Origin of the sequence: Parasulfitobacter algicola (genome assembly GCF_013315265.1) — a bacterium.
In the GTDB taxonomy this organism is placed as follows: Bacteria; Pseudomonadota; Alphaproteobacteria; order Rhodobacterales; family Rhodobacteraceae; genus Parasulfitobacter; species Parasulfitobacter algicola.
The window spans coordinates 23,458-45,603 of sequence record NZ_JABUFE010000011.1; the positions used below are offsets into that span (position 1 = coordinate 23,458).

At 52.0% G+C, this 22,146-nt stretch carries 22 protein-coding genes; 12 read left to right on the forward strand and 10 right to left on the reverse strand.

The genetic code is table 11. The features are described from left to right. Window positions 1–4: 4 nt before the first annotated feature. The 5 genes from HRQ87_RS15645 to HRQ87_RS15665 are packed head-to-tail and all read right to left on the reverse strand — an operon-like array spanning window position 5 to window position 4,068. Window positions 5–796: an ABC transporter permease gene (locus tag HRQ87_RS15645; protein ID WP_174139380.1), complete on the reverse strand. Its 792-nt coding sequence runs from the start codon at window positions 794–796 to the stop codon at window positions 5–7. Further along, complete coding sequence (locus tag HRQ87_RS15650) at window positions 793–1,527, reverse strand: ABC transporter ATP-binding protein (RefSeq protein ID WP_246252347.1); 735 nt, start codon at window positions 1,525–1,527, stop codon at window positions 793–795. The genes HRQ87_RS15645 and HRQ87_RS15650 overlap by 4 nt, the downstream gene beginning before the upstream one ends. Beyond that, the gene (locus HRQ87_RS15655) at window positions 1,508–1,939 is read right to left on the reverse strand and encodes a hypothetical protein (RefSeq protein ID WP_174139381.1); all 432 of its coding nucleotides are present in this window, start codon (window positions 1,937–1,939) and stop codon (window positions 1,508–1,510) included. The genes HRQ87_RS15650 and HRQ87_RS15655 overlap by 20 nt, the downstream gene beginning before the upstream one ends. Before the next feature lie 9 nt (window positions 1,940–1,948). Next, window positions 1,949–2,908: a YVTN family beta-propeller repeat protein gene (locus HRQ87_RS15660; protein WP_174139382.1), complete on the reverse strand. Its 960-nt coding sequence runs from the start codon at window positions 2,906–2,908 to the stop codon at window positions 1,949–1,951. Further along, window positions 2,905–4,068 (reverse strand): ABC transporter substrate-binding protein, encoded by a 1,164-nt coding sequence (locus tag HRQ87_RS15665; RefSeq protein WP_174139383.1) that lies wholly within the window; start codon window positions 4,066–4,068, stop codon window positions 2,905–2,907. The genes HRQ87_RS15660 and HRQ87_RS15665 overlap by 4 nt, the downstream gene beginning before the upstream one ends. A gap of 163 nt (window positions 4,069–4,231) precedes the next feature. On the opposite strand from HRQ87_RS15665, the gene pedF reads away from it, so the two are divergent. From pedF to HRQ87_RS15725, 12 genes are all read left to right on the forward strand, one after another. Further along, on the forward strand, window positions 4,232–4,924 hold the full coding sequence (gene pedF, locus HRQ87_RS15670; protein ID WP_174139384.1) for a cytochrome c-550 PedF: 693 nt from the start codon (window positions 4,232–4,234) through the stop codon (window positions 4,922–4,924). A gap of 6 nt (window positions 4,925–4,930) precedes the next feature. Next, window positions 4,931–5,830, forward strand: a complete 900-nt coding sequence (locus HRQ87_RS15675) for a substrate-binding periplasmic protein (RefSeq protein WP_174139385.1) — start codon at window positions 4,931–4,933, stop codon at window positions 5,828–5,830. A 70-nt stretch (window positions 5,831–5,900) separates the two neighbouring features. Beyond that, on the forward strand, window positions 5,901–6,431 hold the full coding sequence (locus HRQ87_RS15680; RefSeq protein WP_174139386.1) for an SRPBCC family protein: 531 nt from the start codon (window positions 5,901–5,903) through the stop codon (window positions 6,429–6,431). 35 nt (window positions 6,432–6,466) lie between these two features. Continuing rightward, a complete protein-coding gene (locus HRQ87_RS15685; protein WP_174139387.1) occupies window positions 6,467–6,952 on the forward strand; it encodes a (2Fe-2S)-binding protein in 486 nt (161 codons plus the stop codon). 3 nt (window positions 6,953–6,955) lie between these two features. After that, window positions 6,956–7,291, forward strand: coding sequence for a VOC family protein (locus HRQ87_RS15690; RefSeq protein WP_174139388.1), 336 nt, complete (start codon window positions 6,956–6,958; stop codon window positions 7,289–7,291). A gap of 65 nt (window positions 7,292–7,356) precedes the next feature. Then, window positions 7,357–9,720 (forward strand): xanthine dehydrogenase family protein molybdopterin-binding subunit, encoded by a 2,364-nt coding sequence (locus HRQ87_RS15695; RefSeq protein WP_174139389.1) that lies wholly within the window; start codon window positions 7,357–7,359, stop codon window positions 9,718–9,720. Window positions 9,721–9,771: 51 nt separating this feature from the next. Then, window positions 9,772–10,563 (forward strand): FAD binding domain-containing protein, encoded by a 792-nt coding sequence (locus HRQ87_RS15700; protein ID WP_174139390.1) that lies wholly within the window; start codon window positions 9,772–9,774, stop codon window positions 10,561–10,563. A 172-nt stretch (window positions 10,564–10,735) separates the two neighbouring features. Next, on the forward strand, window positions 10,736–11,725 hold the full coding sequence (pdhA, locus tag HRQ87_RS15705) for a pyruvate dehydrogenase (acetyl-transferring) E1 component subunit alpha (RefSeq protein ID WP_174139391.1): 990 nt from the start codon (window positions 10,736–10,738) through the stop codon (window positions 11,723–11,725). A gap of 21 nt (window positions 11,726–11,746) precedes the next feature. Further along, the gene (locus HRQ87_RS15710) at window positions 11,747–12,208 is read left to right on the forward strand and encodes a hypothetical protein (RefSeq protein WP_174139392.1); all 462 of its coding nucleotides are present in this window, start codon (window positions 11,747–11,749) and stop codon (window positions 12,206–12,208) included. 1 nt (window position 12,209) lies between these two features. Continuing rightward, window positions 12,210–13,577 (forward strand): pyruvate dehydrogenase complex E1 component subunit beta, encoded by a 1,368-nt coding sequence (locus HRQ87_RS15715; RefSeq protein ID WP_174139393.1) that lies wholly within the window; start codon window positions 12,210–12,212, stop codon window positions 13,575–13,577. 3 nt (window positions 13,578–13,580) lie between these two features. Then, window positions 13,581–14,024 carry a hypothetical protein gene (locus HRQ87_RS15720; RefSeq protein WP_174139394.1) on the forward strand — a complete coding sequence of 148 codons (444 nt, stop codon included), beginning with the start codon at window positions 13,581–13,583 and terminating at the stop codon, window positions 14,022–14,024. Window position 14,025: 1 nt separating this feature from the next. Beyond that, window positions 14,026–15,345, forward strand: coding sequence for a pyruvate dehydrogenase complex dihydrolipoamide acetyltransferase (locus HRQ87_RS15725; protein ID WP_174139395.1), 1,320 nt, complete (start codon window positions 14,026–14,028; stop codon window positions 15,343–15,345). Window positions 15,346–15,363: 18 nt separating this feature from the next. On the opposite strand, the gene cysE is transcribed toward HRQ87_RS15725, so the two are convergent. The 5 genes from cysE to HRQ87_RS15750 all read right to left on the reverse strand — a co-directional run bounded on the left by cysE (window position 15,364) and on the right by HRQ87_RS15750 (window position 22,137). After that, entirely contained in the window at window positions 15,364–16,176 is an 813-nt protein-coding gene (cysE, locus tag HRQ87_RS15730; protein WP_174139396.1) for a serine O-acetyltransferase, read from the reverse strand. A gap of 75 nt (window positions 16,177–16,251) precedes the next feature. After that, window positions 16,252–20,175, reverse strand: a complete 3,924-nt coding sequence (locus tag HRQ87_RS15735; RefSeq protein WP_174139397.1) for a baseplate multidomain protein megatron — start codon at window positions 20,173–20,175, stop codon at window positions 16,252–16,254. Continuing rightward, entirely contained in the window at window positions 20,175–20,624 is a 450-nt protein-coding gene (locus HRQ87_RS15740) for an NlpC/P60 family protein (protein WP_174139398.1), read from the reverse strand. The genes HRQ87_RS15735 and HRQ87_RS15740 overlap by 1 nt, the downstream gene beginning before the upstream one ends. Beyond that, on the reverse strand, window positions 20,621–21,508 hold the full coding sequence (locus HRQ87_RS15745) for a DUF2163 domain-containing protein (protein ID WP_174139399.1): 888 nt from the start codon (window positions 21,506–21,508) through the stop codon (window positions 20,621–20,623). The genes HRQ87_RS15740 and HRQ87_RS15745 overlap by 4 nt, the downstream gene beginning before the upstream one ends. After that, window positions 21,505–22,137 carry a DUF2460 domain-containing protein gene (locus HRQ87_RS15750; protein WP_174139400.1) on the reverse strand — a complete coding sequence of 211 codons (633 nt, stop codon included), beginning with the start codon at window positions 22,135–22,137 and terminating at the stop codon, window positions 21,505–21,507. The genes HRQ87_RS15745 and HRQ87_RS15750 overlap by 4 nt, the downstream gene beginning before the upstream one ends. Between the last annotated feature and the right edge of the window lie 9 nt (window positions 22,138–22,146).

Here is a 22,146-nt window from a genome sequence, read left to right on the forward strand (position 1 = left end):
TTCCTTAGCCTTTGCGGCGGATCAAACCGCGGGCAGGATCATACCCCCAAAGGGCAAGCGCCATAAAAGCTGTGACTGCCAGCACAGTCCAGCCAAGGGCTGTCGCATTGAACTGGCCATAAAGCGCAAACCGGATCAGTTCGACGGCGTGAGTAAACGGGTTTATCGAACATATCTGATACAAAAGGACCGAGCTTTCTTTCATTTTCCACAATGGGTACAATGCGGATGACAAAAAAAATGTCGGGAAGATGACAAAGTTCATCACACCCGCAAAATTCTCTAATTGCTTGATGAAGCTTGAGAGTGCCAAGCCCAACGCGCCCAGCATCAACCCCGCGATCAAAAACGCAGGCAAGGCATAAATATATCCTAAAGGGTCAAAGCTGATATCGAACAGCCAAGCCACAAACAAAAACGTATAGACCTGCAAGATCGATATGATCGTGGCGCCCAACAGCTTGCAGGTCAGCAACCACCAGCGCGGCAAGGGCGCTGTCAGCAACAATCGCATGGACCCCATCTCGCGGTCGTACACCAGGCTAAGCGAACTTTGCATACCGTTGAAAAGCAAGATCATGCCACACAATCCGGGGACAATGTAAATCTCGTATGTGATATAGGTCTGATAGGGCGGCGTGATCGACAGGCCAAGGGCCGCACGAAATCCGGCCGCAAAGACCAAAAGCCATACCAAAGGCCGCACAAGAGCCGCGACAAACCGTTCACGCTGATGCACGAAACGCAGGGCCTCGCGTTTGATGATTGCGGATAGGGCGATAAGATAAACGGTCATGCAGGTTGGCCTGTCAGGTCCAGAAAGCGTGCTTCAAGCGGGGCATCCGGCGCGATCTCGTTGGCCTGCCCATCGCGCAGGATACGGCCTTGGTGCAAGATAACGACCTGATCATTTGCGACAATTTCATCGGTCAGATGCGTGGCCCAAAGGACTGTGATGCCATCCTGATCTGCGATGGAATGGACATGATCGGTGATCGCCCGGCGCGTTGCGGCATCAAGGCCGACGGTGGGTTCATCCAATAGTAAAATGCTGGGACCATGCAACAAAGCACGGGCGATTTCAGTACGACGTTTGTGGCCACCATTCAACGTGCGCGCTTTTTCACCAGCACGATCGGCCAAATCAAGGCGATCAAGGGCCGCATCAATCCGAACAGTTGCACCCCGCCCTGACAAACCATGTAATGCTGCAAAATAACGCAGGTTCTGACGGATCGTCAGATCCAGATCCAATGTAGTTTGTTGAAAGACCACACCCATCTGCGCCAATGCTGCACGTGGGTGTTTGGCCAGATCGTAACCACCCACCGTGATCTGTCCATCTGGCGTTGTGAAAAGCCGCGTCAGCAATGAAAACAGCGTTGATTTACCCGCCCCATTCGGCCCAAGCAACGCGCAAAACACCCCAGGTTCGACGCTGAACGATACATCCACCAGCGCCTGTTTTCGGCCAAAGGCAAAGCTGACCCCTTTGACCGACAGCCCCTTATTCAATGGTGATTTCAAGGCGTTGCGTTTCCCCGGTCGTCCCTGGAATTTTCATATAATAACGCCCCGGCTTGATGGCGACAAAACCGATCTCCATCTCGCCTGCTTCGTCAAATTCGATGGAATCCAGGCCCAAAGGGCGAATTTCCAGCCCTTCGACCACGATTTCATCAATCCAGATCGCGCGAAAAAACTCTGGCCCCACCAAGGCAAGTTCCTGTGATCCATCGCCTTGGATTTCGAATTCATAATAGGTGCCAGATTTCAGGACCCAAGGCGCTGATGTCAGCGGAATGCCCGCACTCAGCTGGATCGGTTCAAGATCCTGTTTGTTCTTGGCAGACAGGATGCCTGCCAGGCCAAAACCACCTTCGGCCAAGGCCATACCCGGCAAACACATCATGCATGCAAGTGATAGTATGTATTTCATAAATTCCCTCTAGTCTGTTGGACGAAAGGCGGCACCCCAGGGAAACCGGCCAACCTTGATCGTCTTGATGGGTTTACGACTTGCAACATCAATCACCGTTACGTCCCCAGATACGCCATTTGTTGTAAACAACTGCGACTTGTCGGCGTTGAAATCCATATGCCAAACACGGCGCCCGACAAGAACATAGTCTTCAACTTCATAAGTTTGCGCATTCACCACAGCCACATGGTTCGACGGCCCAAGCGCGACAAAGGCGTATGTATCACCGTTGGTAAATTCAAACCCCACGGGCTGAACCCGGTCAGGATGTACGCCCGTCACGTTGAAATCAATCTTCGCAATTTCGCTCTGGTCGGCCACGTTGAATACCGTGATTGTACCCCCGATTTCCGAACTGACCCAAAGTTCTGTACCATCTTTGGCAAATTCAGCATGACGCGGGCGGCTGTCGACAAGTGTGTTGGCAAACAGCTCTTGCGTACTGGTATCGATCCAATGGGCCATATTCGTTGTTTCAGACGTGGTGATGGCGATCTTGCCATCGGGCGATACGGCCATGCCTTCGGGTTCGATCCCGACATCGATCTGGGCCACGACTTTGCGGGTTTCAGTATCGACCACAGTGGTGATCGCATCGTCTTCGTTCGCGATATAAAGATGCCGGTCATCGGGGTGCAGCACGAATTGTTCAGGATCTTCGCCAGACGGCAGATCAAACAGGATTTCGCCAGTATTTGGGTCCATCACCTGAACCGTGTCGCTGTCAGACGCGCAGATATAAAGACGGCTGAAGTCTTTGGAAAAGGTGATGCCACGAGGCCGTTCACCCGTGGGATAGGTTTGAATCACCTCAAGAGTTTCAATGTCAATCACGCTGACCGTGTCGTCTTTTTCGTTCGATACCCAGATTTCATCGGCGACTGCGGGCAGCGCGGCGATCATCAGGGCAAGTGTCATGCGTATCATTGGGCAAACTCCGTACAGTTGCTTTCGGGTTGATCCAGGCCAAGGGTGTCCAGTTCCGTGCGCTGGTGCAAAAACCCTTCCAGCGGGGCTTGCGCCACCAAGGCACGCGGATGAACCAGCGGGATCGGTTGGCGCAACTGGCCGTTCCAGGTGCGGAATGTCAGTGGACGCCCCTTAAAGCCCGCCAGTTCGAACTGGTCCGAAAGCATATAGCTGCGCAAGGTGGCCGGATCGTTTGAGTTGGTGCGCGTCACGGCCTCGCCCACCGCACGCACGGCAGCCCAGGCGGCATAGTCTTTTTGGGCCATGCTACGCCGAAATTCATCAGTAAAACGACTTTGCAACTGTGCTGCCCCCCATTGTTCAACGACGGGCGACCATGTGACGGCGGTCAGACCTTCGGACCCCACAACAGGGCGCGCTTGCCAAGTATTATAGATGATATAACGCCCGAAATCGCCCAACTCATCCGCGACGATCAGCGCGTTGTAATCGCCGAAATCCTGAGTGAACAGCGGCACCTCTTGCGCGGCGTTCCGGCGCATATCGGCGTCAAAAGCCCATGTCTTTTGCCCACTTAACTTCAACCCGAATTTCTGCAAAGACCGCAGCATCGCATCGGCATAAGCCACATCCCCGGGATGTTCGCCCACGATCATAACCAGATCATCCCACCGTTTTTTGACAAAAAACTGCGCCAAGGCATCTGTGCGCATGGCGACAGACGGGACCGTATGCAAAATATTCGCACGGCAGTTTTCGGCGCGCAACGCCACGTCTTCAGCGGCGACGTTTAGCAGCACGGCACCGCGTGCATCGGGTAAATCAGCAATTTGCAGCAAAATATCTGCGGGTGCATCCATCACGACAATCTGTGTTGTCCCAAGCACCGCTTGTGCAGCTGCAACTGCATCACCGCCAACTGGCACTCTGACCACGTCCAGCCCGTAGTTATGGCCAAGAAACCGGCCTGTGGTGATATTGTCCTGCAATCCCGCATGCGCCCCGTCGATGCCAAGCGTGTCAGGCAAAGGATCAAGGCCAGATAAAGTGGGTGGTTGCGGTTGTTCGACCAGAAGATAGGTCATATCCAGGCGCACGTCTGCATGTGCAAAGCCAAATATCGCCCATACCGCCAAGACAGCCCAGATCAATCGCATCAGATCCTCCCACATCTTCGACGCTATACGTTACGGCCACAAAGGCGCAGTCCGACTTTGGTCTGATTTCACGGCATTCGAAACCAAAGTCCAATACCACACACGTCAATCACCACGTTACAACACATACAAACACCAGAATACTTTATCAGGAGTTCACAGGATGGCATACGGCACGCGGATTATATCAGGCGCATTGGCATTGGGGATCGCAGGATCGATGGCACTGGGTCACGGCGATGTTGCGCCGCAGGCCGTTGATACCGCAGGCCTGCCAGAATTGGGCGACGAATGGTTGATTGAAAACCCCTATCGTGCCGAAGCCGCAGGCGAAGATGTCTGGGCCCGTGCTGTTGAAATCGGCGCATCCGGATATAACCAGAATTGCGCACGTTGCCACGGGCTTGAGGTCGTATCAGGCGGGTTGGCCCCTGATCTGCGCTTTCTTGAGGCCGAAGAATACGGCGATGAATGGTATGCTGAGCGGTTTCAGACAGGCTATACCCAGAACGGAATCACCAAAATGCCAGCCTTTGGCGACTTATTGGGGCAAGAGGCCGCATGGGCCATCCGCACCTATATCGAAACGCGGCCAGATGATGCTGCCATGGAACAGGCCAGCGACACGCTGAAAGGCTTGCGCGATCAATTGGCCAGCATGGCGGATGGTGCAGAAGGCGACAGTGCCGCCATTCAATCGCAGTTGTCCGAAATCGCCAGCAGCATTGATACATTGTCCGGCGCGCCCTTGGCCGACAGCGTGGCATTTCGTGCCGCGAACTTGCTGCAAGGCAAACCCATGGCCTATAAAGAAGCGGCAGAAATTCTGACCATCGGTCTGTCTGCGGCCCATTAAAACCCTATGAAACGGCACGCTTTTTCAATTGCTTTGACATTTTGCCTTTGGGCGGGCCATCCGGCTTTCGCGAATGATCCCTGCGCAGATCACATCCCCCAGGCAAAACCCCAAAACGCATCGCGCGATATCGTGGGTCAGGAACTTGACCAGATTATCGACCAAGGTCACATGCTGTTTGCGGTCTATGAAGAGTTCCCGCCCTATTCCTGGGAAGACGCCGGAACGCCCCGTGGTGTCGACATTGATATCGCCCGCCTGATTGCGGCTGATATCGGCGTTGAAGCTCGGTTCAATTTCGTCGATGCTGGCGAAACGCTTGAGGCTGACTTGCGCAACAACATCTGGCAAGGCCCCATTATCAGCGGGCGCGTGGCCAATGTGATGATGCGGGTTCCTTACGACTCCGCCTTTGCCTGTCGCGTTGAACAAGTTGTCTTTACCGGCCAATACGCCATGGAAAGCATCGCTATCGCCTATCGCAAGGATGCATATCCCGACGAAAAACCGGTGCCCGCCTATTTTCGCTATGACACAGTTGCGGTGGAAAACGATTCCATCTCTGATTTCTATCTCAGTTCATTTGCGGGCGGGCAGATGAAGTCAAATGTCGTGCATTTCACCACAATGGCGGACGCAATGCAGGCCCTTGCAAATTCAGACACCATGGCAGCCATGGGGCCATTGGCACAACTGGAATATGGGGCAACGGACAAAATCGGCATCCACCAACCGCCCCTGCCCGGCTTTGCTGTTGGCACATGGACTTTAGGTGTGGCTGTGAATTTTCGGTACCGCCCGCTGTCCTATACGGTCGATGATGCGATTTTCGCAGGCTTGCAAGACGGGCGGATCGCTGCAATTTATGAAAGCTACGGGCTTCGTTTTCAACCGCCCGTGCGATAACTTGGCCATTGGTCTTATATGCGTTCGGGCGCACTGCGCTTAACGTCAATCCAAACTGCGGAGCATTATCATGAATTTATCTGGTTTTCGGGATATTGGTTTGGGGCGTGATGCTGTATGGTCTGGCTTGCTGGACGGCGATGTTTTGCAGCGCAGTGTTCCGGGGTGTACGGAATTGACCGGATCAGCGACGGATGGGTTTGAAGCGGTCGTTGTTCAAAAGGTGGGCCCGGTCAAGGCGACGTTCCGGGGCGCCGTTGTTCTTGAGGAAATGGTTGCGCCGGAGAGCCTTGTGCTGCGCGGCGAAGGCAAAGGTGGCGCTGCGGGTTTTGCCAAGGGCGGCGCGCATGTCCGGCTTGAGGAAACGACCGACGGCACGCGCTTGCATTACGAAGTTGAGGCAAAGGTGGGCGGAAAACTGGCGCAACTTGGCAGCCGGATCATCGACGGGTTTGCCAAAAAGATGGCAGATCAGTTTTTTGAGAATTTCCAATCTGTGCTTGAGGGCAGCCCCGAGGAGGAGGAAGCCACGACCGAAGCAGAAGAAACAGATGAAACAGCCGAGAAAAAAGGCTGGTTGAAACGTTTGGTTAAAAGCTGATCCCGGGGTGGGTCAGACGATAAGGGAGGATAACAATGACATCGATATCATTATCTGTGAACGGGAAATCTGTTTCAGGTGACGTAGAAGGGCGCACGCTGCTATCGGCGTTTCTGCGCGAGAACCTGCAATTGACAGGCACCCACATCGGTTGCGATACCAGCCAATGCGGTGCCTGCGTGGTGCATGTGGATGGTCAGGCGATCAAAGCCTGTACGATGTTGGCGGCCGAAGCGGACGGCGCGGATGTGCGCACGATCGAAGGGATGGAAAACGCCGATGGATCGCTTGGCGTGATCCAGCAGGCGTTCCAGGATCACCACGGACTGCAGTGTGGGTTTTGCACACCGGGTATGGTGATGTCAGCTGCTGCATTGCTAAAGGACAATCCAAACCCGACCGAAGGCGAAATCCGCGAATACCTGGAAGGCAACCTGTGCCGCTGCACGGGCTATCATAACATCGTCAAGGCGATCATGGCCGCCAGCGGTCAGGATGTGTCCAAAATCGCTGCCGAATAAATAATGACACAGCCTTTTATGGAAATTGGTACAGACGACCAAACCGTTAATCGTGATTTCTTTGCTGCAGTTTTTGACTGGGCATGGAAGGGGGAAAGCACACAAGGATGGTTTGAAAATAATCACGGACCCATTGGTCTGCATGGCGACGATACACCAATGGACGATACACCAATGATTGTACCCTATTTCCCCGTGACGGATATTAACGCTGCGATGGTGCGTGTTCTAGACAGCGGCAGCACGATAATGGGCGATATAAACCAAGAAGAGGGCTTTGGCGCCTTTGTCACATGCGCCGATCCACGCGGCGTCCGCTTTGGACTGCACGAAACATAACAGAACCGATGGCCTTGCTGCCCAGCCAACAGGCTGCAGGGTGCATCACATTCAGGGAGGATAAAATGCCAAAAGACGGAGGCATCGGCGCCAGCACAAAACGGCGCGAAGATTTGCGGTTTTTAACGGGTAAGGGCCGCTATACCGACGATATCAACCTGCACGGTCAGGCCTATGCGTATTTTTTACGCTCGGACATCGCGCATGGAACAATCAACAGCATTGATACCAGCGGGGCTGAGGCCATGCCCGGCGTGGTACGAGTGTTCACCGCAAGCGATTTCGAAGGTGTGGGTGGCATTCCCTGCGGCTGGCAGATCACGGATCGGCACGGCGAAGTGATGCAGGAACCCAAACACCCGGTTCTTGCCGAAGGCAAGGTGCGGCATGTGGGCGATCCGATTGCAGTTGTCGTCGCCGAAAGTCTGGATCAGGCCCGCGATGCGGCCGAAGCAATTGACGTCGATATCACCGAGCTTGAGCCAGTGCTAGATATGAAGGCGGCTGTGGCTGACGGCGCGCCCAAGGTGCACGACGATCTGACCAGCAACCTGTGCTATGATTGGGGCTTTGTCGAAGAAAATCGCGATGCTGTCGATCAGGCGATCAAAAACGCCCATCACGTCACCACGCTTGAACTCACAAACAACCGTCTGGTCGCTAATCCGATGGAACCGCGTGTCGCAGTGGGCGATTACAGTTTAGCTACTGATGAGCATACTTTATACACCACCAGCCAGAACCCCCATGTGATCCGCCTGTTGATGGGCGCGTTCGTTCTGGGCATTCCCGAACATAAACTACGCGTCGTGGCCCCGGATGTGGGCGGTGGCTTTGGCACCAAGATCTTCCATTACGCCGAAGAAGCGTTCTGCACCTTTGCCGCCAAACAGCTGCGCCGCCCGGTCAAATGGACCTGCAGCCGGTCCGAGGCGTTCATTAGTGACGCCCATGGCCGCGATCACGTGACCAAGATTGAACTTGCGATGGACAAAGACGGCATGTTCCTGGCCCTGCGCACAGATACTTATGCCAATATGGGCGCGTATCTGTCGACTTTTGCGCCGTCGGTCCCGACCTGGCTGCATGGTACCTTAATGGCGGGGAATTACAAAACCCCGCTGATCTATGTGAACGTCAAGGCAGTCTTTACCAATACTGTACCTGTAGATGCCTATCGCGGGGCGGGCCGCCCCGAGGCGACGTTCCAGCTGGAACGCGTTGTGGATAAGGCCGCGCGTGAAATGGGCATTGATCCTGTAGAACTGCGGCGGCGGAATTTCATCACAGAATTCCCCTATGCCACGCCGGTTGCAGTGGAATATGACACGGGCGATTACCACGCTACGATGGACAAACTGCTGGACATATCGAACCATGCAGGTTTTGCAGCGCGGGCCGCCGACAGCAAGGCGCGCGGCAAGCTGCGCGGCTTTGGTATCGCGCATTATATCGAAGCCTGCGGGATCGCGCCGTCGAACCTTGTGGGGCAGTTGGGCGCACGCGCCGGGCTTTATGAGTCCGCCACCGTGCGGGTCAATGCCACCGGATCGATCAGCGTGATGACCGGATCGCACAGCCACGGACAGGGCCACGAGACATCGTTCGCCCAGGTCGTATCTGATATGATCGGGATTGATGCCGACCAGATCGACATCGTCCACGGCGATACCGCCAACACCCCGATGGGCATGGGCACCTATGGCTCCCGCTCGCTGGCCGTGGGGGGATCGGCGATCGTCAAGGCGACCGAAAAGATCATCAGCAAGGCGCGCAAGATCGCGGCCCACCTGCTTGAGGCCGCCGAGGCGGATATCGAGCTGAAAGACGGCGCGTTTACTGTCGCGGGCACTGATAAATCCGTGGCCTGGGGCGATGTCACGCTGGCAGCTTATGTGCCGCACAACTATCCACTGGAAGAGATTGAACCGGGGCTTGAGGAAACGGCTTTCTATGATCCGGCCAACTTTACTTATCCCAGTGGCGCCTATGGGTGCGAGGTCGAAGTGGATCCCGACACTGGCAAGGTCGACGTCGTGGCCTTCAGCGCGGCAGATGATTTTGGCAATATCGTCAATCCGATGATCGTCGAAGGTCAGGTGCAGGGCGGACTGGCCCAGGGTATCGGGCAAGCATTGCTGGAAAACTGCGCCTATGACGAAAATGGCCAACTGTTGTCGGGATCTTACATGGATTACACCATGCCGCGCGCCGATGATGTGCCGATGTTCAAGGTCGATCATTCCTGCATCACGCCGTGCACGCATAACCCGCTTGGGGTCAAAGGCTGCGGCGAAGCAGGCGCGATCGGATCGCCGCCTGCGGTGGTGAATGCCGTCATTGATGCGCTGCAACGTGCAGGCCACGATGTCACCCATATCGACATGCCGCTTAGCCCAGATCGGGTCTGGGCCGCGATGAACCGTTAAGGCAATGGCCCTGCCCCATGCGTGGCAGGGTCGATCCCAAAGGAGACCAAGATGCATAATTTTGACTTTGCAAAACCTGCCACCATCGCCGACGCCGTGGCCGCCCTGCAGGGCGACGAAGCCCAACCCCTTGGCGGCGGACAAACCCTGATCCCCACGATGAAACAGCGACTGGCCGCGCCCGAAGTGCTGGTCAGTCTAACACACATCCCGGACATGCAGGGTGTGTGCACCAATGACGCAGGCCAGTTGTGTATCGGCGGGGCGACCACCCACGCCACTGTTGCACGCGAAGCCGCCAGCAGCTTTCCGGGGCTGGCGCATCTGGCCGCTCATATCGGTGATCCGGCTGTGCGCAACCGCGGCACCATTGGCGGCAGCCTGGCTAATAACGACCCGTCGGCGTGCTATCCCGCTGCGGCCTTGGGCACCGGCGCCACGATCTGTACCAACCTGCGCGAAATCACTGCCGATGATTATTTCCAGGGCATGTTTGATACTGCACTGGACGAAGGCGAAATCATCACCGAAGTTCGTTTGCCCATCCCTCAGGCTGCACATTATGAAAAGTTCGTTCAGCCGGCATCCCGCTTTGCGCTGACAGGCGTCTTTGTTGCCAAGTACCAAGACCATGTGCGCGTCGCCGTCACGGGGGCTTCGGAAAACGGAGTTTTTCGATGGGCTGACGCAGAAGCGGCCTTATCGCAATCCTTTGCTTCAGACGCTGTCGCGGACCTAAGCGTTGATCCAGATCACATGATCCACGATCTTCACGCGTCAAAAGAATATCGCGCAAACCTTGTGAAAGTTGGCACAATGAGAAGTGTCAAAAAAGCAAAGTAGACATATCTTGATTTAAAAAACGGCGGCTCGGTACAGGGCCGTCACTATTAAAAAGCGCATTAACGTCAGATTTTTGACGCAGGGGAAAATTCCCCCTCGCCATTCGGGAACAGCTCGGCTAATAAATAGTTTAACACTAAACTATATTTAGATTCCCGAGGGAGACACGCACATGGCGACCCGGAAAGCGGCCAAAAAACCGAATGTTTCGAAAGAACAATTGCTGGATCATTACCGCGAGATGCTTTTGATCCGACGATTTGAGGAAAAAGCCGGCCAACTATACGGGATGGGTCTGATTGGCGGATTTTGTCACCTTTATATCGGGCAAGAGGCTGTTGTTGTTGGCCTTGAGGCCGCCGCAAGCGAAGGCGACAAGCGCGTCACGTCATACCGCGATCATGGTCACATGCTGGCCTGTGGTATGGACCCTAAGGGTGTGATGGCCGAACTGACGGGCCGCGAAGGCGGGTACAGTCGCGGCAAAGGTGGCTCAATGCATATGTTTTCCAAGGAAAAACATTTCTATGGTGGGCACGGGATTGTGGCCGCACAGGTGCCGATTGGGGCCGGTCTGGCTTTTGCAGACAAATATCTGGGCAATGACCGCGTGACGTTCGCCTATTTTGGCGATGGTGCGGCCAACCAGGGCCAGGTTTACGAGACATATAACATGGCCGAACTTTGGGACCTGCCAGTGATTTTCGTCATTGAGAACAATCAATATGCTATGGGAACCAGCGTACAGCGGTCGACCAAATCACCGTCACTTTGGGAACGCGGTGCGGCTTACGGCATTCCGGGTGAAGAAGTCGACGGCATGGATGTGCTGGCGGTGAAAGAAGCCGGTGAAAAGGCTGTGGCACACTGCCGGGCGGGCAAGGGCCCCTATATTCTTGAGGTCAAAACATACCGCTATCGCGGCCATTCGATGTCAGACCCTGCCAAGTATCGCACCCGCGAAGAGGTTCAGAAAATGCGTGATGAACGCGACCCGATCGAACAGGTCCGCGATCTGCTGCTGACTGGTAAACACGCAACCGAAGATGAGTTGAAAGCCATCGACAAAGATATCAAGGCCGTCGTGAACGAGGCTGCAGAGTTTGCCAAAGAAAGCCCCGAGCCCGCGCTTGAGGAACTTTGGACAGATATCTACGCCTGATCGCGATTTGGAGATCCAAGTATGATCGGTTTACTATTTTTTATTTTGTACATTGCCCTTTTGGCTTTTGTACTTAGCCTGTCTACGAAAATTGTGATCGGGCGTTCGGCCACGTTTTCAAGTGCGTTTCTGACGATTTTTGTATCGTTTATCTTTACAATAATCATAAGTGTTGGCGTTGGTCTGACTTATATTCTTTTACAAACTGGTTTGGACCAGTTCGATACAGACAGCATAGGCACTATAGCGACTGATCTAAGTGAAACAGCATCCCCGGTCATCAGTATTGCATTTCTAGGAGTGCAAACGCTGATTATGACATTCAGCGTTTGGGCTTTCATCAATACGAACCAATCTTCAGTCCGACCAACTTTCACATCCAGTCTGATTATTACGATTGTAAATCAAGTAATTCTATTAGTCGTAACGTTTGGAATTGGCTTTTTGGCCGGATCCCTGATGATGCAACAAGGAGCCCCGTAAGATGGCAACCGAAATTCTCATGCCTGCCCTGTCACCCACTATGGAAGAAGGCACCTTGGCCAAATGGATGGTTAAAGAGGGCGATACCGTCAGTTCCGGCGATATTCTGGCCGAGATTGAAACCGACAAAGCCACGATGGAATTCGAAGCCGTCGATGAAGGTATAATCGGCAAGATCATGGTGGCCGAGGGCACAGAAGGTGTGAAGGTTAACACTGCCATCGCGGTTTTGATTGAGGAAGGCGAAAGCGCTGACGATATTGATACCTCTGCGAAGTCGTCTGAACCCTCAAATGATACAGCCCCGGACGCAGAACCCAAAGCTGAGAACGCGTCCGCACCTGTCGCCGCAAAAGTTGTTGAAATCGACGTGCCAGAAGGCACCGAGATGAAGCCAACGACCGTGCGCGAAGCCCTTCGTGACGCGATGGCCGAAGAAATGCGCGGCGATGATACCGTTTATCTGATGGGTGAAGAGGTCGCAGAATATCAGGGCGCCTATAAGATAAGCCAAGGTCTGCTGGATGAATTCGGCGCAAAGCGCGTCATCGATACACCGATTACCGAACATGGGTTTGCAGGTATCGCTGTTGGTGCTGCCTTTGGTGGTCTGAAGCCAATCGTTGAATTCATGACATTTAACTTTGCGATGCAAGCCATCGATCAAATTATCAATTCCGCCGCAAAAACGCTGTACATGTCTGGCGGTCAAATGGGCGCGCCCATGGTTTTCCGCGGACCGAATGGCGCCGCCGCCCGTGTTGGTGCGCAACACAGCCAAGACTATGCCGCATGGTATGCGCATATCCCCGGGCTAAAAGTCGCGATGCCCTACTCTGCCGCTGATGCAAAGGGTTTGCTGAAATCCGCGATCCGCGATCCGAACCCCGTGATTTTCCTTGAAAACGAAATCCTTTATGGCCGCACCTTTGATGTGCCGGTTATGGATGATTACACCGTACCTTTCGGCAAGGCGCGGATCTGGCGCGAAGGCAGCGATGTGACCATCGTCAGCTTTGGTATTGGAATGCAATATGCACTGGAAGCGGCTGATAAACTGGCCGAAGATGGCATCAGCGCCGAAGTGATCGATCTGCGGACTTTGCGCCCGATGGATACCGAAACTGTGCTTAAGTCAGTCATGAAAACCAACCGTTGCGTGACCGTGGAAGAGGGCTGGCCCGTGGGCGCCATCGGCAATCACATATCGTCTGTGATCATGCAAAATGCCTTTGACTATCTGGACGCTCCTGTCATCAATTGCACCGGGAAAGATGTGCCGATGCCTTATGCAGCAAACCTTGAAAAGCTGGCTTTGGTTACGACAGATGAGGTGATTGAGGCCGTGAAACAAGTGACATATCGGTAAGTTATGAATAAGCCTTGGGTCTTTGTTATTGGTTTGGGTACTGGCACACTGATGGGTGTGGTTGGGCACATGGCCTGGACCTTTGCGGATGGTCTAGGAGATGCATTGGTTGCTGCGGGAAATACTGCAGCCGGGGTGACCTACATGCAGATCACAATCGACGAACAGCAAGTTATGATTGACAATATGAAATCTGAATCAGACCTGCTGCGCACGCTTGCCGTACATGGCTTGCAAGGCGCTGAAAGAGACCAGCTTTTAGAAGCGGCACGTCAAATTCCAAACATATCTGTCTTTGGCACAACTGGGCCTGATGTTCACGTACAGCACGAAAATTCTGGCACAGCCAATCTGATCTTCGAAAACAATCGCCTTGTCTGGATCACAAACCACTGCGAACGCAATGCGGCCACATCCGTAACCTGCAGACCTACAGGAGCAAACTAAAATGCCAACAGAAATCCTGATGCCCGCATTATCCCCCACGATGGAGGAAGGCACGCTTGCGAAATGGCTGGTCAAAGAAGGCGATACTGTATCGTCAGGCGATTTGCTGGCTGAAATCGAAACAGATAAGGCCACCATGGAATTCGAAGCTGTGGATGAAGGTGTGGTGGGTAAGATCATGGTGGCCGAAGGCACCGAAGGCGTGAAGGTCAACACGCCGATTGCCGTTTTGCTGGAAGATGGCGAAAGCGCTGATGATATCGGCGATACATCGGCTCCGAAGTCAAAAGCATCATCCAATGCCGCACCGGCTGAAGGATCAGATAAAACTGACCCGGCTAAAGGTTATGGGCGCGGTGATACTGATGCCTCTCCCGCCCCTGCGGCGCCCAAATCCGATAGCGGCGACCGCGTTTTTGCCTCGCCTCTTGCTCGTCGCATTGCCAAAGACAAAGGTCTGGATCTTAGCCAAATCAAAGGGTCTGGCCCCAAAGGTCGAATTGTCAAAGCAGATGTAGAAAATGCTACATCAATGCCAAAAGCCGAAGCGCCTAAAGCTGCATCAATTTCATCCACTCCCGCATCAACCGGGCAATCGAGCGATGCAGTGGTCAAGATGTATGAAGGGCGCGAATACGAAGAAATTCCGCTGAACGGCATGCGCAAAACAATCGCAGCGCGCCTGACCGAAGCCAAACAAACCATACCGCATTTCTATCTGCGTCGCGATATCCAACTGGACGCATTGCTGAAATTCCGCAGTCAGCTTAACAAACAACTTGAAGGACGTGATGTAAAACTATCTGTGAATGATTTCATCATCAAGGCCTGTGCCTTGGCATTACAATCCGTCCCGACTGCAAACGCCGTTTGGGCAGGTGATCGTGTACTGCAGCTAAAGCCATCAGATGTCGCCGTTGCCGTCGCGATCGAAGGTGGACTTTTCACACCTGTTTTGAAAGATGCGGAAATGAAATCGCTGTCTGCATTATCGGCTGAGATGAAAGATCTTGCAACGCGTGCCCGCGACCGCAAACTGGCCCCGCATGAATATCAAGGCGGCAGCTTTGCGATTTCCAACCTTGGCATGTTCGGAATCGATAATTTTGACGCCGTTATTAACCCACCCCACGGCGCGATTTTGGCCGTGGGTGCAGGTGTGAAAAAACCAGTTGTAGGAGACGACGGAGAGCTAGCAGTTGCAACAGTTATGTCCGTCACTTTGTCCGTCGATCACCGTGTGATTGATGGGGCACTCGGGGCGGAACTGTTGTCCGCAATTAAAGAAAATCTAGAAAACCCTATGGTTATGCTCGCCTAATCCAAGGCGAGCAAAGCTTTATTGAAAGTTGTCACGCAATAGCTGATCCATTGTGACCGATGGTTGTGAACAACCCGCTTCACCCACGATCCGTGCCGGAACTCCTGCAACCGTCTTCATAGGCGGAATATCCTGAAGCACAACGGAACCCGCAGCAATCCTGCTGCAATGGCCGACGGTGATATTCCCTAACACCTTGGCCCCTGCCCCGATCAACACTCCGTTCCCAATTTTTGGATGGCGATCATCGTCTTCTTTTCCTGTTCCGCCAAGGGTCACAGAATGCAGCATAGATACGTTATCACCGACAACTGCAGTTTCCCCGATCACGATGGAATGGGCATGGTCAATCATTATCCCACGCCCAATTTGTGCTGCGGGATGAATATCAATACCGAAAACTTCAGATACGCGCATTTGTATAAAATAAGCCAAGTCATGGCGACCGTTCTTCCAAAGCCAATGCCCAACACGATAAGCTTGAATGGCCTGAAATCCTTTGAAATACAAAATTGGCTGAATCAACCGATGGCACGCTGCATCACGCTCATAGACGGCCACCAAGTCAGTGCGCGCAGACACAACCAGTTCTGGTGAAGCACTGAATGCTTCATCTGCAATTTCGCGCAGGATCTGTTCTGACATCTCAGCAGATGCCAGCTTCAAAGAAATACGATATGCCAGTGCAGAAGAAAGCGACTTGTGATGCAGTAAGCTCGAATGTACCAAGCCTCCCAATAGCGGTTCATCTTGAACCGCCACTTCAGCTTCTTCGCAGATACGACGCCAAACAGGGTCAACTTCAGTCAGATGTACTTGGGGTTCTGCCATGATATATCTCCGGATATTTCTTTATATCTATCTTATCTATCCTGCGTCGGCTATTCAAAATATATTGCATTTCTCTTAGGCAAGCGATGCATCAATGCGTGCAAAGGGCCCAGGACCAAACTGTTCAGAAATCTGGGCGATTTCGACAGAGAAATCATTCATCAGATTATCTTCCGTCTGCATTGAACCACTATATGTCCATTCAGCAGTTTCAGAAGTAACCTCACGAATGATTTTATTATCCGACATAACCCGAACTAAGTATGCTTCACGCGCTTCGCCAAGTGGAACATCCAATCCATTCCAGTTATCGCCGCTAATTCTCGTTCGACGTATCCAACTGACATTGATGTCGCCGTTGTTGCTTTCGTTAAGCTTCAAGTGACACGGTGCATATGGCCTCAGCCCAACTCCGCGAAATGCTTCAACATGATGGCTGTAAGATGGATCATCATACCCCCTTTGCGCTGGCCCAATGCGATAGTTCTGCACCACATCTCGTAGTTGCGATGACAGATCAATTTGCTCAACAGCACTATCAATTAGAACAAAGGTCGAATTTTCAGGCCAAACATCCGGAACCAAAGCATCAGTCCCAAGTTGACCGCGTAAAAAGCCACTTAACTCATAGGTATCTTTTTCAACCAAGATCGCAGTTTCAAACTGAAACAGCTCCCAATCGGTTGAACCATTACCAGAAATTGCTGCCAGATTGGCCCCTGACAAAAGTTGCTGAGCAGACGTTGACGACAGTTCCCCAGAAAACAATTCGACACGTAAAGTGATTGTTCTGTCAATCACAGCATATTGCGAGCGCCTGAAAATCCCTTTGGTTTCACCAATGGTCGCCCGCTGAGAAATGATATTTTTCAACACATAATCATTATCAATCGAAGACCCATAAATGGCAACAGATCCAGGCCATGGCGTGGCAGTGATCGCGATATGTGGCGCATGCGGAATTTCATCCCCGGACATGAGCGGAATATCCATGAACATTGGCAATACTGGTACAGGCGGCGTGAATGACTTTACCGCAACTTGACTGTCGATCATATCACTTTGGTGATAGACACTAGGATCAATTCTAACTGCTTCCGCGAGTTTCACACCATTATCTTCAACACGGTCTATTCGATAAAACCCAGATACATTTTCACTAGCCATCTCAACAACATCGCCTGCACCAAGATTTACTTCAGATGGTGGTAATGCAAACTGAATACTATCGCGCGCAACACGCGCCTCAGCTAACCAACGTTCTACGATACGTTGTCCTTCGCCCTGAGTTAACCCGATTGGTAATTCTGTTTGCGAAGTTGATCTGGTTATTTCATCAGGAAATGTAGCTTCGACAGTACGTGCTTCATAGTCCCCATCATTTTCGATAAAATTCAACCGTACTCTGCCAGATATCTCTGCTGACGGCGCACGTGTCGCCTCGATTACGCTGTCATTCTCATCTGTCACTGCCAAACTATTATACGCAATCTTTTGTTTGATCCGTCCATTACGCGTGCGAAAAATTAGTTTCCCATCTCGTTCGATCGCCTCAAAACCAAAGGCTGTCATAAGTGGCTGCAACGCTGATCTGGCTGTTGTAACCTCATCAATGGCATAGCCTCGCAAAACACCATACAGCGCACTCACATCAACGTCAGATACACCTGATCGCAGCGTAATCTCACGCACGACTTCCGATAATGCGCGCGATGAACTACGGCCATTTAGCCAATGACCTCGTGCATAATTTCGACCATCACTCCAAAGCGATTGATTGTTGGGAAAAAAGGGATATGGTCTTGCGTCCCACGCCCACACGTGCGCCCTTGACATGTCAACCATTGGACCATCGAAAAGCTCTGACACAGGGTTATTCTCTTGCATACCCCAATATGACATCATGGCTCGCAGGTATTGCATCTGTATCATGTCATCTCGTACACCTGTTGAATAATAGGGCACAGAGGATTCTGATGATTTAGGGTCAAGAAACTTGTTGGGTTGGTTCGTTCCCTTATCAATCGCAGCACACCCATATTCAGTGAACCAAAATGGTTTTGACATTGGAACCCAGGGTGTTTGGCCTTCACTGCGAACACCATTAATGCGGTTATGATGCGGATTTTCCCACCATCCGCGCAAATCCTTATAGCGGTAAATCCAGTCTTCCCCGTGCGCATGATCTTTGATTGGCGTTCTGATTTGTGCTTCCCGGGATTCAGGTGAATGGTAATACCAGTCGTACCCTTCACCACCTTCGATATTTGACTGCAAATACTCTAGATTATGAATTGCGCCCCAATCTGCATCTGCATGATCAGGACCATCCCGCCAATCAGATAGCGGCATGTAATTATCAATCCCTATGAAATCGATATTTTCATCCGCCCAAAGATCATCAAGATGAAAGTATACATCACCACTGCCATCTTGGGGATGATACCCAAAATACTCTGACCAATCAGAGGCATAGCTGATTTTTGTATCGGGCAAGATTGTCCGCACATCTGCTGCCAATGCTCGCAAAGCATCAACTGCAGGAAATCCATTTTCACCACGGATTTGTGTAAGGCCACGCATTTCCGAACCGATACAAAACGCATCTATGCCACCCGCTAATTTACAAAGATGCGCATAATGCAGAATAAACCTGCGGTACGACCATTCCTCCGGCCCCGTATACCGCACTGTAGAGCCATCAGATTGAAAATCTGACAGATGCGCATTGCCAAAGAACTGAGCAACCTGCGCATCCGCAGAAGGCGTCTGATCAGATGTATCCGGATGTGTTGGCGCATAATCCAAAGTAATGCGTCCACGCCATGGAAGTGCTGGCTGATTTTCCCCTCCGGTATATGGATTGACCAATCCGTTTTCATCCAACTGATCCATTAGAATAAACGGATAGAAGACAGGCATTTTTGCACTTTTCTTCAAATGCTTAATGGCCTGAATGACAGATTGATCTGTCGGTGTGCCCCCATAAACAGGGCGGCCATCCAAAAGCGGCGTTGCTTCAGCCTCGGATCGGTTAAGTCCGGACACTGTCCAAGGCATGGCAAAGGCTTCATCACGGTTTTGTTCGACTTTTGGCTTTAAAGAACATGAACCACATCGCAGGTCATTACCAAACCAAGACACAACCAACAATGCCGAACCACAATTTGGCAATTCACCATTCAACGCCTCAACAGAAGTCAGAAAATCTGTTTTCCCAGACGGTGAATTGATATTCGCAGCCTTGTTGGCACCCTTACGGCTTTGATAGTATACGGGGGTCGTTGCTAAAGCATATTCTCCAGTACCAGGAACCAGCGCAACAGCTTGAACACCGTTTGATACTTCAGGGACATCACTATCGGTATCATTGGCTCCCCGCATTACCTCAAAAGTGAACTGCGGAACCCGGTTATTAAATTGGGCAAGTTGCAGATCTTCTAATACAACATATGCCGTACCCCGATATGCAGGGGCCATACCAACGCCCTCAATCACCTCAATTTTGGGATCAGGCAGCTGAGTTTGAGATCCACTATAAACTCGCATGTTCAAGTCGTCAGGCGAAACTTCGACACCGTCTGCCCAAACACGACCAACACGTGAAATTTCACCTTCACAAAGCGCCAATGCCATACTGACAGAATAGCTGTAAGACGTCGTTGATGGTTGCGAACCGCCACTGCCCTTACCCCCGCTGCCTTCAGTTTTCTTTTTACGTTCCTTGAAACGGCTGGCCCATATCACTTGTCCAGGAATGCGCAGTCGCCCGTAAAGCTGTGATACAGCGCTACCCTCACTGGCACTGGTCAAACGAAAGCGATCAATACGGCCGATCTCAACTGACTCAGACCCTGCACCCATCAAGCGTTGATCAATTACGCGCCCAACAGTCGCACCGACAAAGCGACCGGCTGCTGCCATCGAAAGCCCCATAACGGTGCCACCGATCGACCCACCAACAGCCATGCCAACAGACGCAAGAACAATAGTCGCCATCAGTTTATCTCCTCAAAAAACGAAAATCTTGCCGCGATACGACGCGTCCATGGATTGCTTAGCGGACTTTCAACGACGCTATGGCCGGAATAGGCATGAATAAACGTGGGAACATCACCCGTCTTACCGATGATCCCAAGATGCTTTGCGATGCTGTTTTCTCGAAGACGGAACAATACAACATCTCCGGGGTCGATCTGTCGGTGATCCACAGGAAAAAGATACTGCTGCGCTGCCTTCAGTAAAATTTCGTCGCCCTGTGGCTCTGACCAGTCCGCGGTATACGCGGGCACGTTTTCAGGTTCGTCATCAAAGCATTCACGCCAAACGCCACGCAATAATCCCAAGCAGTCCGACCCTGCCCCCTTAACTGAACATTGATGACGGTATGGCGTCCCAATCCAGCTGCGCGCAACTTGCGCAACGTCTTCACCACGCAAGGAATTCATCTCAGACTACCACCATTGTTTGTGCCACTTTGCGATGGAAAAGTCATCAGCCAATCCTCACCGGGAATGTCGGGAAAGCCTTGATAATTAAGGAAATTATTGAACTTCAGTCGACATGTCTCTACACGCCTGTCACATCCTGCCTCAATTTTAACCATATCCCCGGTTGCAATTGTGGCGCGCAACGGCTCCCATAGCTCGATCAAGCGTTCCTCATCACTAAGGCGATCATTTTTGATCAAACCAATCAAACCGACAGCATCTCCGGACATAACAGTCAGACGCCCGCGTTCGAACCAATTCAGATCAAAACCTTTCAAATCAGTAAAACGAAATATTCTTGCATCTTCGATTATTTCAACTGCTGTTTCGTGAACATATCCTGGCTGGTTTAGTTTGAACTTGCATTGCGCATCGCCCAACACAGCTGAGCATGCTTTTTGAAATATGCGGCCTTGTGGTTGATTAAGAGCTTCGGTTAAACCGCGCAATTCAGCGCGAAACGCACCAGATCCGCGGCGAATTTCGCCAATTGTACCGCGAAACTGTAGCATACGCTGATTAACATCTTGCCAATTGACCAACCATGATACCACTTCGGCACTATCATATCGACCTGCCTCGATATCTTCATCATTAATGGAGACATCACTCAGAACCCCCAACGCTTCTGAATTGTCCACAGCAAGTCCGGTTGTCTGCTGCAATGCACTGGCGGTCAGACCAGTATCTGCCTTAAAGACAATATTATCGAACTGAAAACCGATATCATGATCTGTAAAGCCAAGCGTCCTGCCGTCTTTGCGAATAACGGCCCATGCACGGCAAACTGTTGTTAATCCAGTTGCCAAATGCTCGACCAGTTTGTTTGACTGGGTCATCATACACGCACCTCAACAACGGGTACACTTGGAATTTCCCCGGCTTGAAAACTTGCAACGGAAGTCTGAATGCGGTCCGTATCGAAACGGACAGGGACATCAAACTCATACCCTGCTGTAATCTCGACATCTACATCAGGGGCTGTATCGAATGTGACTAACCCAGTGTTATAATCAACTTCAAAATGGATTGCTTCGCGCTGAATCTCACCTTGAAGTCCCAAGATAACCGTTCCCAAAACTGGTTTGGTGATAGGTCGGATATAACTTGCCTCACCAGATTGATAGGTTTTCGTCAGCTGAAAAATTGCAGTTTCGCCGTCACCAATCGCAATGACCTGGTCTTCGAACGTAATGTCTTGCATTGCGCGTCCAGATTTAAAATCAGCCCAATCCTTCCAACGAAACCCATACAGTTGTCCGCGCCGTGCTTCGAAAAATGAGATCAGAGTTTCAACATCATCCAACGATCGCATACCAACACCAGCATCATAGCGCCTGCGGGAATGGGCCCATGGTGTGTTGCGTTCTTCAAATCCATTGGCAAGCGTAACAACTTCAGTCCGTCGCTCAGGCCCGCCAAGCGATCCAAAACTAAGCGATGCCGGAAATCTTACATCGTGAAACCCCATGATACGTCC